This is a genomic window from Chryseobacterium panacisoli, from assembly GCF_008274625.1.
GTDB lineage: Bacteria > Bacteroidota > Bacteroidia > Flavobacteriales > Weeksellaceae > Chryseobacterium > Chryseobacterium panacisoli.
Genome location: NZ_VTRU01000002.1, coordinates 1 through 15187, shown reverse-complemented (window position 1 = coordinate 15187; position 15187 = coordinate 1). Strand labels below are relative to the sequence as shown.

At 40.2% G+C, this 15187-nt stretch carries 4 protein-coding genes; 1 reads left to right on the top strand and 3 read right to left on the bottom strand.

Annotated elements, in window-relative coordinates; translation table 11 throughout:
• Positions 1-28 precede the first annotated feature (28 nt).
• The gene (locus tag FW781_RS10535) at positions 29-244 is read left to right on the top strand and encodes a hypothetical protein (RefSeq protein WP_149387406.1); all 216 of its coding nucleotides are present in this window, start codon (positions 29-31) and stop codon (positions 242-244) included.
• A gap of 195 nt (positions 245-439) precedes the next feature.
• On the opposite strand, the gene FW781_RS10530 is transcribed toward FW781_RS10535, so the two are convergent.
• The 3 genes from FW781_RS10530 to FW781_RS10520 all read right to left on the bottom strand — a co-directional run.
• A complete protein-coding gene (locus FW781_RS10530) occupies positions 440-1654 on the bottom strand; it encodes a TCR/Tet family MFS transporter (protein WP_149387405.1) in 1215 nt (404 codons plus the stop codon).
• Positions 1655-1692: 38 nt separating this feature from the next.
• Positions 1693-2415, bottom strand: coding sequence for a thioesterase II family protein (locus tag FW781_RS10525; protein WP_149387404.1), 723 nt, complete (start codon positions 2413-2415; stop codon positions 1693-1695).
• Positions 2416-2434: 19 nt separating this feature from the next.
• Positions 2435-15187: non-ribosomal peptide synthetase (locus FW781_RS10520; RefSeq protein WP_149387403.1), on the bottom strand; the 12753-nt coding region annotated here is incomplete at its 5' end.

Below are 15187 nucleotides of genomic sequence, written 5' to 3'. Positions count from 1 at the left end.
GTTTTCTGGATCAAAAATAGTATGAGAAATGCCTTCCTGTAAAAAATTTGTTACCGAAAGGTATTCTTTTGCTACCGAATGGGAAATTAATGAATCGAATACAGAAATCAACGATTATTTTTACTTCAGGATGTTCTTTGAAGTTGGAACAACAGATTTCGTAAGGAAAGGATATTCCCATTTATCTATAAAAACAAAAAAATCAGCATTGCTCGAAGTCATCCACCCATGGAATAAACCTTGAATTTGAGACACTGAGATTCTCTGAAGGGTTTCCTCCAGAGACAAATCCAAATCCATATGATTATCAATATATTGAGTCGTTCTTACAATCCGTTTTTTTATTCTTACAAAATAAAAGGTGCAGATCGATCCTAAACCCATTTCAGTGGTCAATGATTGCTAAATAATGCTGCTTCATAATTTTACAAACACAATGTTAATTATCTTTTCTCATGGCCAGATATATGCAAAAACTTCCAATGACCGCTAAAACAGCTCCTAAAATAAAGGGTGCTCCACTGAAGAGAACCGGCGCCTGAGAAGAGGTGAAATAAGCAAATACCCAAGTCATCAGCAATGGTCCGAAAATAGAGGTTAAGCTAAGTACACTGGTGAGTCCTCCCTGCAGCAGACCTTGTTTATTATCTGGGACTTTTGAGGAAATCATGGCCTGAAGTATAGGAGATGCCATTCCTCCCAAGGCATAAATTGCTATGACGACAAACATCATCCATCCTTTATTGGCAATTCCGAACAGAAGCATACTTATACAAAAGAACACCAGGAAAATGATCACTGATTTTTTCTGTCCTAATTTATTAATAAAAAAACCGATCAATCCTCCCTGGAAAATGACCATCAACAGCCCTAGAAACCCCATTGAATACCCTATCATATCTTCTTTCCAGTTAAATTTATCCATCACATATACGCTCCAGGAACTTTGTACAGAGTGCCCAGCCAAAGCAATAAGGATGAAGGCGATAATAAATGCAGGAGCCAATATTTCTTTGTTCAGGCTTTTCATGATCCCAATGGGATTGGCTGTTTTCCAGGAAAATGGGCGGCGGTTATTTTTTGACAGCGATTCGGGGAGTACAAAAAATCCATATACAAGATTAAGTAAGCTCAATCCGGCGGCGGCATAGAAAGGAAATCGTTCTCCATATTGTCCAAGGACACCTCCAATAACGGGCCCAATGATCATGCCCACCCCGGCAACGGCACTCATAATGCCAAAATACTGTCCTCTTTTCTCAGGAGTACTGACATCTGAAATATATGCGGCGGCGGTTGTCATACTGGATCCCATAATTCCGTTGATCACTCTTCCCACAAACAGCCATGCAATATCGGGAGCCAATGCAAGAATGAGATAATCTATTCCAAGTCCCAACAATGAGCATAAAAGCACCGGCCTTCGCCCATATCTGTCGCTTAAACCTCCCAAAACAGGAGCAAATAAAAACTGCATGAGCGCATATACGGAAATAAACCATCCGATATATTGTGCAGTAATACTTATATTATCTGCATTTGACAGCTTTGTGATCAGGGTTGGTAATACAGGGCCAATAATTCCTATTCCTATAATATCTATCAGGACTGTAATATAGATAAAGGTTAACGTATGTTCTTTTTTTCCAGGCATAAATAAAATTTTTGCTTAAGGGTGAATTTTCTATTTGATCATTTGGCCGCTGCGGCATTCATAAGGTTCCTGATCACCTGCGAAAGGTAACTGAAATTCTGATTGATAAAGAAATGGTTTCCGTTGACAATCTGACATTCACATCCTGCACTGGTATAGTTTGCCCAGTTTCTTATATTGAGTGCATATTTTTCATTTTTTCCCATCACGGCGTATACCGGAGTCTGTATTTTTATATCGGGAGTTTGGTTATTTTTGTTTTCCAATAAGCCAAAATCTGCTCTAAGCATGGGTTCAAAAAAATCCAGCAATTCTTCATACTCCATCACCTCATCTGAAAGGCCTCCGAGCTTTCTTACTTCAGCGAAAAATTCTGCTCTCGGAAGTTCCGCAATGGAAGTCGGGGTTTTTATTCCCGGGCCCGGATAGCCTGTAGGCACAAAATATCTTGGGGCGTCATCACACTTTTCCAGCGCATGACAGATTTCAAATCCTAGGATTGCACCCATACTGTGACCGTAGATCAAGTAAGGGACGTCTTTCTGCCGGGTACTTTTTATCTGTTTCAATAGATCTGCTACGGCTTCTTCTTTATTTTTTAAAAAAGATTCTGACATCCGATTACCTCTTCCCGGAAGCTCCGGGGTTTCTACCTGAAAATGAGATTGCAGGTTTTCTATTAACGGGCGAAAGGAATTTCTGTCGCCGCCTGCATAGTGCAGTAAAAATATCTGTGGTTTTGATGATGCTATTCTGTTCATAGGTTTTCCTTTTCTATTTTTACATGAAGCCGGTTTTATTAATAATATCAATGATCTGTTCTTCTTTTTCCAACATAAACTGGTGAGCGGCTTCGATGGGATATACAGATATCTGGTTTTGATTTTCTATGATTGAGTCTACATTATTGTATGTACAGTCCTTCACATAGTTGTTAAACGATTCATCAAATCCCTCTCCACCCAGCATGGCTTTTAGTAAAACCACTTTTGTAAATCTTAGGTTATCAGAGATTGGCTGTCCGGCAATGGTAAATTCTGCTGACATAAAACTCTTAGTCGCTACAAAACGGCTGTGATCTACGGAAACTTCTAGCTCGTTGCTCAATTCTTCATCTGAAGGAAATGAAAGGAAATTGACCAACTGCTGATCTGAAGCATAAAAAATGGTATCCAACAGATACACTTTGATCTTTTTACAGCCTCTTTTTTCCAGCTGAGATGCCATTTCTAAAGCGATGTTTCCTCCCAGAGACCATCCCAGTAAAATATACTCTTCCTGCTGAGTTTGTTCCTGTATTTGCTCAATATGGCTCAGATAATACCCTGCAAGCTGATTCAAATTATCAATTTTTTCTTCATGATACAGGTTGTAAGAATCTACACCATAGCAGTTATAGTTGGTTTTCAGCTGTTCCGCCAGGGGTTGATAGACTTCACTTCCTCCATTCCCCGGGTGAATAAGGAATATATTCGGATTGTTATTGACTGCATTCAGAATGGATACTGCTCTGTATTCTTTGCCATATTTCCCAATAAGGGCAGTTAGTTTACTGATGGTTTTTTCTTTGAAAATATCTACAATCTTCACTTTAACGTCCAATACCATCTGTATTTTGCTGATCAGCTTTATAGCCATAATACTGTTTCCTCCTAATCTGAAGAAATCATCATGGATACCGATAGATTCCGGATCAAGACCTAAAACTTCACCATAGATCGCTGCCAGCTGTCTCTGAAATTCATTTTCCGGAGCAGCATATTCTGATATTCCTGTAAATTCAGGTTCTGGAAGTTGTTTTCTATCCAGTTTGCCATTAATCGTTAACGGTAAGGCTGCTAAATGAACGAAAACATTCGGCACCATATATTCCGGCAATGATTTCAGCAAGAATTCTGACAATTGGTGCGGATCAATTACGGGGTCGGAAACATAGTATCCCACGAGGTATTTTATATTTCCTTTACCTTCTTTCACCAAAACGGCAGTCTGGCGAATGTCTTCATACTGAAGCAGGGTATTTTCAATCTCGCCCAGCTCAATTCTATGGCCTCGGATCTTCACCTGGAAGTCATTTCTTCCCATATATTCCAGGTCTCCGCTGGCTAATCTGCGAACCAGGTCTCCTGTTCTGTATAAACGGCTGTTTTCTCCTCTTTCCTTTTGGTCTGCTGTCTGAAATTGGTTTACCATAAAACGTTCATCAGTAAGCTCAGGTCTGTTCAGATAACCTCTGGCAATTCCTGCGCCCCCAACATACAGCTCTCCTACGGCACCTGCCGGAACAGGACGATGTTGGTTATCAAGCACATATAATGTTGTATTAGCTATTGCTCTACCAATATTCAATGGGTTTTTATCTTCTTTGTAATGATGAAGCGTACTGCATACAGTTCCTTCTGTCGGCCCATATTCATTGATAAGGGTAACATTCTCAATATTTTTATCCAAGGCCGGGAAGCTTTCTCCTCCGGCATGGATCAGTTTTAAACCTGTTCCATTATCTATAACTTCCTTCAACAACACTGGCGGAATAAAAGAAACTTCTATAGTATGGTTTTTAATATATTCATTAAGCTCATTTACTGAGGTTCTAAGCTCATTGCTGTATAGCCAAAGGGTGTTTCCATTGCATAAAGACGGGAATGTCTCATATACAAAGGCATCAAATACATAATTGGAGTATACTCCTACATTCTGATATTTTCTAAGCTGGTGAGCATCTGTCATTGCATCAATAAGATTTATCACTCCTTTATGCTCAATCATTACACCTTTTGGAAGCCCTGTTGTTCCGCTGGTATAGATCACATAGGCTAAATGGTCTGAAGATACCCGGGTAGCGGGGTTATGAGTCTCTGCTGTTGCCAGCTCCTTTATTAATCCTCTATCATTCAATGAAACCAGGTTCAGTCCCAAAGAAATTCCGCTGAATTTGTCTCTTACTTCTTCCTGAATAATGATAACCTGAGCCCCCGTATCTTTTATAATATGGTTGATTCTTTCCGCAGGATATGAGGGATCCATTGGAACATACGCTGCTCCGGCCTTTAATACGGCAAGGATTGCCACCAATATCTCTTCAGAACGTTCAAGGCATAACGGCACCAAATCATCAGGCTGAAGCTGATATTCTTTGATCAGGTAATTTGACAGCTGATTGGCTCTTTCATTCAATTCTCTATAGGATAATTTCACATTCTGATATACCAGAGCTATGGCATCAGGTGTTATGGCAACCTGAGATTCAAATTGCTGATGAATAGTCTTTTTATCCTGATAAGCTTTCCGGGTATCATTCCATATTTCTGTTATCTGTTTGTTTTCTGTTTCAGACAGAAGGGATATCTCTCCTATTTTCAACTCATTATTGGTTTTTCCAACCTGCACAATCTGACCCAGCAGATATTGATAGGTGTCTGCTATACGGTTTATGGTCTCTTTTTTAAATAAAGACGTTGCATAGTTGAAGGTCATGTGAATTTCCTCAGGATTTTCATTAATCATGGTTGTAAGATCGAATTTCGCTGCCTGATAGTCTACATCACCATCAAAAGGATGGAAAATAGTCTCTTCTTCCTGATTTGCAGGATCTCCACCATTGCTGGTTTGAAGGCCAAACATTACCTGAAACACTGGATGCCTTGAAGTGTCCTGCTCTACCCCTAGTTCCTCTACCAGTTTTTCAAACGGAAGATCCTGATGTGCCTGGGCATCTGTGACTGATTTTGACACCTGCAGAATAAAGTCTCTGATCTCTTGTTTAGGATCAATTTTTTCTCTTAGTGCCAATGTATTCACAAAGAATCCGATAAGGTTTTCAAGGCCTGCATAATGACGATTGGCAATAGGGCTTCCTACTATAATATCTTCCTGGCCTGAGTAGATAGAAAGGGTGAGATAATAGCCACTCAGCATTACATTGTACAAGCTTACTCCAAGATTTTTAGAAATTGCTTTAAGTCCTGATGCTGTTTCTTCAGGGATATTAAATCTGATGGTATCTCCTTCATAGGAAATTTCAGCCGGCCTATGGAAATCTACAGGAAGATTTAAGCTCTGATAGTCATCAAGCTTTGTTTTCCAATAACCGATCTGATTATCAAGACGTTCTCCTGTAAGGTAGTTTCGCTGCCATAATGCAAAATCCTTGTACTGGATTTTTAATTCAGGAAGCTCCGGCTGCTGACCTGCGGCAATAGCATGATAGGTGTCTGCCACTTCTTTCAGGAATATATCTGTAGACCAGCCATCAAAAGCAATGTGATGAATAACTACTGACAGATAACTGATTTTTTCTAAGGTGAAAATATTGATTGCAACAGGAATCTCTTCTTCCAGCTGGAATATTTTATGAGCGCTTTTGTTTACCAGCTCCTCCAGTTCTTCTCTGCTTCCCGCTTCTATAGTTCTGATTTCCGGAAGAAGATCGGTAACTACCTGATAACCCACCCCGTTTTCTGTGGTCAGAATGAATGTACGAAGTATTTCGTGGCGCTGTATTACTGTTTCCAAAGCTTTGCATAAGGCCGGAATATCAGTTTTTATACTCAGAGTAACCGTCATTGGAATATTATAAGCACTGCTTCCGCCTTCATAGGATTCTATAAACCAAAGCCTTTCCTGAGCAAATGACAGTCTCTGCTCTTCCGGGTTATCTGCTTTTGAAGGAGGTATGGTTATCTGATCCTCTAAGGTATTTCCTGACAAAGCTCCAGATAAAGATGCAACGGTTTTATGATTGAATATCATAGCAACGGTAGCCTGCATATTCAATGTCAGCCTGATGTTACTGATAAGCTTTATAGCCATGATACTGTTTCCGCCCAGTCTGAAGAAGTCATCATGAATACTGATGCTTTCAGGGTTAATCCCCAGTACTTCACCATAAATTAAACAGAGCTTTTCCTGCAGTACATTTGTTGATGCTATATATTCACGATTTGTTTTTACTTCCGGTTCCGGCAGCTGTTTTCTGTCCAGCTTTCCATTAAGGGTAACGGGTAATACTTGCAGGTGAACAAAAATATTCGGCACCATATATTCAGGTAATGTTTCGGACAGAAATTCTGAAAGTATCCCTTCATCCAATTCTTTGTCAGCAACATAATACGCTACAAGATATTTTATTCCAGCCTTATTTTCTTTGGCCAATACTGCTACCTGGCGGATCTCAGCATGTTTTACCAGAGCATTTTCAATTTCTCCAAGCTCGATACGGAACCCACGAACTTTTACCTGAAAGTCATTTCTGCCCAGATATTCTATATTTCCACCGGATACGCATCTTACTACATCTCCTGTTTTATATAGGGTTCCGTTATAATCTTGGTTTTTCTCCTGATCTGTCTGGAATGGATTCGCAATGAAGCGTTCTTCCGTCAAGTCCGGTCTGTTTAAATATCCTCTTGCAACTCCAACACCGCCGATATATAGTTCTCCTACACCGCCAATAGGAACCGGATGTAAGGATTTATCCAGTACATAAACTGTTGTATTGGCAATTGGCCGCCCAATCAATACATTCTGAATATCCGGAGCATTACAGTCATAGTACAAAACATCCACGGTAGCCTCAGTCGGCCCGTAAAGGTTGTGAATTTCTGCATGGTTCATTAATCTTCGGGCATCCTGAACCTGTTTTAATGTTAAAGCTTCTCCACTGCAGAATATATACCTCAGGCTTTTTACCATGTGCTGCAGGCCTTCTTTGGAGTCTAATGCTTCTTCGAAAGCACTCAACATGGAAGGTACAAAGTGTAAAATGCTGACATTAGCTTTTTGAATGATATCGGCTAAATATTCCGGATCTTTATGTCCTTCCGGACGTGCAAATACGATACATGCACCATAGAAATGAGCCCAGAATAACTCCCAGACGGACACATCAAATGTGTAAGGGGTTTTCTGCAAGATGTTATCTGCCGGCACTAAAGGATAAGTATCATTCATCCAGGCGATACGGTTTACCACACTTGTATGTTCTACCATTACTCCTTTTGGAAGTCCTGTGGTTCCACTGGTATAGATGACATAGGCAAGGTTATCAGGAGCAACTTCTGTAACCGGATCAGCTGTATTTTCTTTTTCAATGGCTTGCCTGAATGAAGTATTATTTAAAGAAATAACATCTACATTCATATTCTGTAATTTCACAGCTGTACTTTCCTGAGCCAATACAATTTTAGCTTTGGTATCTGACAGGATGTATTCTATTCTCTCTGCCGGATAAGAAGTATCCATTGGAACATAAGCTGCTCCGGCCTTCAATACGGCAAGAATTCCGGTCAGCATATTTTCTGAACGTTCCAGACATAAAGGCACCAAATCATCCGGCTGAATGCCATAGACTCTGATAAGGTAATTTGACAATTGGTTGGCACGTTCATTCAATTCACGATATGAAAGTTTTATGTCTTCATATACTAAGGCAATATTATCAGGAGTTTTCAGCACCTGATCTTCAAATATACTGTGGATTGTTTTCGCTGACGGATAGTCCAGTTGGGTATCATTCCACTCAGATATCTGCTGCCATTGGCTTTCTGAGATGTAGGAAAGTGCATCAGAATTCATTTCCGGGTTATCAAGAATCTGATTCAGGATAATTTCCATCCCTTCCATAAGCTGTCTCATGGTTTTGTTTTCAAAAAGAACTCCTTCATAATTCAGTTTCAGCAGTACACTTTCTCCCTGTTCTGAAGCCATTATACTTAACGGATAATCCAGTTTTTCTACTGAATCCCTGAATACAAAGCCAAGTTCATTGCTTCCTTCTCCTTTGGGAACCGGATAGTTTTCATACACAAATAGACTACTGAAAATACGGCGTCCGTCATGATGAAGTTCCGCAAGATTGATATCACTGTGGGTATTCAGATCACTGATCCTGTTCTGAATTTCCATGATACGATCTATGATACGACCCTCTGTATGATTAACAATTAACGGCAGGGTATTGATATACAACCCGGCTGATGTTTCTATCCCATCAACAGGTAAGCTTCTTCCTGAAACAGTGGTTCCTACTACTGTTGTCTGCAATCCGCTGTACAGTTTTAACTGGCTGTGCCATAAGTACTGCAATACTGCATTCACCGTTAATCCATGAGCTTTTGTAAAATGTTTCAGATGATGGTATCTCTCATCTTTTATTAATAGAGTTACTTTTTGCTGGTCTCTTATCTGACGGTAAGTTCCTAAGTCAATGTGTCTTTGTTCTTCTTTTACAAGACTTTTCAGATCTTCCTGATCTTCAAGCAGCGTCATATACTTATCCCAGAAGCTGCGCCCTGCTTTTTTGTTGGCCTGTAAATATTTCTGGCTGGCTGCATATGCATAATCTATTGACAGTACATATTCTTCATTATTAAGCTGGCTCAGATAAGCTTCATGAACAGCATTCATCATAACAGGCATACTCCAGCCATCCAGTATTGCATGGTGATTACTGAACAGACAGCTATAATATTCCTCATTTCGTTTGAAAAGGTAAACTCTGAATAAATTTCCTTTGGTAAGGTCATATCCTTCAAAACGATCATTATGAGAAATTTCTTTAATCAGTTTTTCCTGTGCTTCTTCAGACAGGGCGCTGATATCCTGATATCTCCAGTCTAATTTTCCTTCTTTGTCTATGATCTGTAAAATCTCTCCATTCCAATCGAACCTGACTCTCAAGGCTGGATATTGAGTCTGAATCAAACTCCACGAGTTTCTAAGTTTGTCTGTATTTATTTTAGCACGATATTCCCACATCAGCTGTACTCTGTAGGCATCATCCGTTTCTCCCTGATTAAGGGCATGATATACGAATCCTTCCTGTAAGCTGTTCGCAAGGTATACTCCTTCTATCTCTCCTTTATCCTGAATGGCCGAAAGCTGGGTATTTTCCACTACATATTCTACATCAGATACAGTAAGATAGCTTCTATTTTCCTCTGAAAGCGCCTTAACAACAGCTTCCAGATTCAGTTTAAAACTTTGGGCTAAAAGGGTAATCTTTTCATCAGAAAGATATCCTGAGATTCCGAATCTAAGCTGCCCGTCAACCACGGCCCCGTTAATGCTTACAAAATGACTGTCACGGTTGGAAGCTCCCACTCCCGCTCCGGTATCTTCTGCTGCGATAAACCATGTTTTTTCACCGGATACATCCTCTTTGTCAAGCTGCCCCAGGTAGTTGAAGCTGATCTTCGGTAATTCCCGAATTGTATATCCTACCAGGCTGCCATAGCCGATTCCATTATTCGGAATGCTTCTAAGAGATTCTTTGGTAAGGACAACCGTGTCTTTTGATGATTTTCCTGTTTGCAGCTGTACCGGATACATGGTGGTAAACCAACCCATCGTTTCAGTGATGTCCAGCTGGCTGAATACTTCTTCACGCCCGTGACCTTCCAATAGAATAGCATGGCGTTCATCTCCGGTAATTTCCGTAAGGGCCTGTGATAAAGCGGATAAAAGCAAATCGTTGATCTGAGTGTGATATACATGATGTACACCACGAATCAGGGTTCCCGTGGATTCTTTATCCAGCTGAAGATGACCATGATGATATTCTCTGGTAATAAGTTTAGATAATGTAGAATTACTTTCCTCAACAGTGTCAGCAATATGATTCCAATATAAGGTTTCCTGCTCTCTGGATTCCGGATTCTCTTTTTTATAATTTCTGATGGCTTGTACCCATTGACGATAGCTGCTTCCTTTCTGAATCTGATAATTTTCTCCTTTTTCAAGGGTCTGATAGATATTTTTCAGGTCTTCGGTAAGAATTCTCCAGCTTACTGCATCAATAATAAGGTGGTGGAATGCAAAGAATATTCTTGCACTTCCATCCTGATAGCCATTGATATATCCAATCTGATACAGAGATCCGTTTTCAATATCAAAACGGGTTTGCCAGCCTGTGAATATATTGGCAAGTTCTTCCGGTTTCAGGTCAGAAGCGTCAAGATAATTGATGTCAGGGGAATTTTTCCCTGGTTTATATTCCTGAGTCTGTCCGGTATACCCCAGTCTGAAGGCATCATGCTTCGTCAGTAACATTTCTAAAGCCTGTTCAAAAAGAACCTTATCAAGCTCCGGAACATTGATTATAAATGCCTGATTCCAGTGATTGAATTCTGCGAGATAGCCGGATTCTTTTTGTTCAAAGAACCATTCCTGTACCGGAAGAAGCGGAACTTCTCCGGTAATGATTCCCTGCTCGGTAAGAATATGAGCTTCACTACCATCTTTTTTATCTTTTATAAGTTGGGATAATGAAGCCACTGTCCGGGCAGTAAAGACTTCTTTTACGCTTACTCTTACTTCTAATTGCTGACGGATCTTTCCTACCAGCTGAATACTGATAATACTATCACCCCCCAACCTGAAGAAATCATCATGAATACTGATCGTATCAGGATCAAGTCCAAGTATATCTCCATAGATCTGACAAAGTGTGGCCTGAAGTTCTGTTTCAGCAGCCACATAGTCTTTACCTCCTGTAAAATCAGGTTCCGGCAATGCTCTTCTGTCTAATTTCCCATTAATAGTAAGCGGAAGCTCAGTCAGGTAAACAAAAGCGCCTGGCACCATATATTCCGGCAGAGATTCTGATACAAATTCAGAAAGCATGCTGGCTTCAATCGGCGAATCGGAAACGTAGTAAGCGGCCAGGTATTTTAAGCCCGATTTATTTTCTCTTGCTAAAACGGCTGTCTGCCGTATCCCTTCAATTTGAAGTAAAGTATTCTCAATCTCACCCAGCTCAATTCTATGACCACGGATCTTCACCTGGAAGTCATTTCTTCCTCTGTATTCCAATTCTCCGTTAGGCAGCCAGCGAACTAGGTCGCCGGTTCTGTATAAACGGCTGTTTTCATTTTTTTCCTGCTGTTCTGAGGTCTGGAATGGGTTTACCATAAAACGTTCCTCTGTAAGCTCAGGTCTGTTCAGATATCCTCTGGCAATACCTGCTCCACCTATAAACAACTCTCCTACAGCTCCTGCGGGAACCGGACGATATTGAGCATCAAGAACATATAAGGTTGTATTGGCAATAGCTCCGCCAATATTCAATGGATTTCTATCTTCTTTGTACTCATGAAGCGTGACACAAACAGTTCCTTCTGTGGGGCCATATTCATTGATAAGGGTAATGTTTTCAATATTTTTATCCAAAGCAGGGAAACTTTCTCCTCCTGCGAAGATGAGTTGCAAGCAGGTTCCATTTTCCACAATTTCTCTCAATAAGACAGGTGGAATAAAGGAAACTTCTATGGCATTGGTTTTAATATAATCATTAAGCTCACTCACTGAAGTTCTAAGTTCATTGCTGTATAACCATAGGGTATTTCCGTTACATAAAGACGGGAACGCTTCATAAACAAAAGCATCAAATACATAATTGGAATAGCAGCCTACTTCCTGATACTCTTCAAGCCGGTGTGCCTTTATCATTGATCTGATGAGGTTGATTACTCCTTTGTGTTCAATCATTACTCCTTTAGGAAGTCCTGTCGTTCCGCTGGTGTAAATGACGTAAGCAAGCTTCCCTGAGTGAACTTTGGTAACAGGGTTATCAGTTAATTCCGTTTCAAGGGTTTCTTTAAAGATAGCTTCATCCAGTGAAATGACGTCTATATTCTGTAGCTTCTCTATGGTATTTTCCTCAGCAATAACCAGCTTTGCGTGGGTATCTTCCAGAATATGTCCTATTCTGTCTGCAGGATATGACGGATCCATTGGTACGTAAGCAGCACCGGCCTTTAATACGGCAAGGATCGCAATCATCATATTCTCAGATCTTTCAAGGCATAATGGTACCAGATCATCTGGCTGAAGCTGATACTGACGGATCAGATAATTCGCTAAGCGGTTCGATCTCTCATTAAGCTCACGATATGAAAGTCTGACATCATTGTATACCAAAGCAATGGTATCAGGATTTTTTTCAGCCTGATTTTCAAATAGCTTGTGAATGGTTATTTCTGACTGATAATCTTCCTGAGTGGCATTCCAATCTAATATAATCTGCTGAGTTTCCTCTTCCGAAATCAGTGAAAGATTACGGATTGGCGTATTATCCGGATTGGTTTCTATGATCTGATCCAAAAGAAGCTGATAAGAACCAGCCATTCGCATAATGGTTTCTTCTTTAAACAAAGCTTTTGCATAATTGAACATGATTCGGATGTGTTCTCCGTCATCATCAATCATTGTGGTGAGATCAAATTTCGCTGCTTTATAGTCTACTTCTCCTGCAAAAGGATGAAATAGGGCCTTATTTTTAGCTGCTTTAACGTCTCCATCCACACTTTGAATCCCAAACATCACCTGGAAAACCGGGTGTCTGGAAGTATCCTGCTCTACTCCCAATTCATCCACCAGTTTTTCAAACGGAAGATCCTGATGAGACTGAGCCTCATTTATTGATTTTGATACCTGAAGAATAAAATCGCTGATATTCTGTGCTGGATCTACTTTTTCTCTTAAAGCTAATGTATTGACAAAGAATCCAATGATTTCCTCAAGGCCTGCATGGTGCCGGTTAGCAATGGGGCTTCCTACCACAATATCATCCTGACCGGAATAGGCAGACAGCATCAGATAATAGCCTCCAAGCATTACACTGTACAGACTTACTCCTAACTTTTGGGAAAGGGCTCTGAGCTTTTGTCCCTGCTCTGCACTCAGGTTGAAATACAGGTTTTCTCCTTCATAGGATATCTGATTTGGTCTTTTGAAATCTGAAGGTAATTCAAGATTATGGAAGTCTTCCAGTTTATTTTTCCAATAAGTAATCTGATTTTCAAGCCTTTCTCCTGAAAGATACTCACGCTGCCACAGTGCAAAGTCTTTATACTGAACTTTTACAGGGGAAAGTTCTGGTTCTTTTCCTTCAGCAAGAGCATAATAAACAGAGGCCGTTTCTTTTAAGAAAACATCTACAGACCATCCGTCAAAGGCAATATGGTGAACAACAATAGACAGATAAGCGTGTCCTGCAAGTTTGAAAATATTGATTTCTACAGGAATCTCCTTATCCAGACTGAAAACTTTATTCACACATCTGTTGATTGCCTTTTCCAGTTGTCTCTCATTGCTTATTTTCGAAGTTTTAATGTTAGGAACAAGGTCGGTAACCAACTGATATCCTACTCCATTCTCAGTGGTATAGATCTTTGAACGAAGTACATCGTGCCGCATTATCACCCTTCTCAATGATTCCTCAAGAAGGTTCAGCTGGACACTATCATCTATTCTTGTAATGATCGGAATGTTATAAGCACTGCTTCCGCCTTCATAGGATTCTATAAACCAAAGTCTTTCCTGAGCAAAGGATAGCCGTTGTTCTTCAGGGGAATTAACTTTGCCCGGAACAATATTTATCTGATTTTCGTTATGATTTTCAAGAGATAAAGCATTGGAGAGCGAGGCCACGGTTTTATGATTAAACACCATTCCTACATTGACCTGCACATCCAGATTCTGTCTGATTTTACCGATTAGTTTAACAGCCATGATGCTGTTTCCTCCTAATCTGAAGAAATCATCATGAATACTGATGGTTTCAGGGCTGATGCCCAGCACTTCACTGTAGATTATAACCAGCTGTCTTTCAAGTTCTGTTTCAGGTATTGTATAATTTTTACTTCCGGTGAACTCTGCTTCTGGTAAAGCTTTTTTATCCAGTTTACCATTGATAGTTAACGGTAAAGAGGTTAAGTGAACGAATACCCCCGGAACCATATATTCAGGTAACGATTCTGAAAGGTATTCTGACAGTAAAGAAGAATCTATTTCAGTTTCAGAAACATAGTACCCTACAAGATATTGTAACCCGGCTTTATTTTTTTTGCCTAAAACAGCTGCCTGACTAACTCCGGAGTAGCCCAGCAATTTATTTTCAATCTCACCCAGCTCTATTCTATATCCACGGATTTTCACCTGGAAGTCATTTCTTCCGATGTACTCCAGTCCGCCATTGGACAACCAGCGAACTAAATCTCCGGTTCTGTACAAACGTCCGTTCTCTCCTTTTCCTTTCTGTTCTTCCCTCTGGAAAGGATTGATGATAAAGCGTTCTTCGGTAAGACCGGGTCTGTTCAGGTATCCTCTGGCAACTCCTGCTCCGCCTATGTATAATTCTCCTATGGCTCCTACAGGAACAATACGTTGATATTTATCCAATACGTAAGCCGTCATATTTCCAATCGGACCTCCGATATTTACGGGATTTTCATCTTCGTTATAATGATGCAATGTGGCACATACCGTAGTTTCTGTCGGCCCATAAGCGTTGATCAGATCTACTCCATATTCTTTATATGCTGCCATTACCTGCGGATTGGTAACGTCTCCTGCTACTACAAGTTTTTCTAATGGCAGGATATATTCTTTTATTAACAATACCGGCGGAATTGTTGCAATGCTGATCCTATTCTCTTCTATGTAATCTTTTAAAGAAAACAGATCAGTCTGAAGTTCTTTTTCTAAGATATAGATAGCATGTCCATGGGTAATGGATGGATATAATTCCCA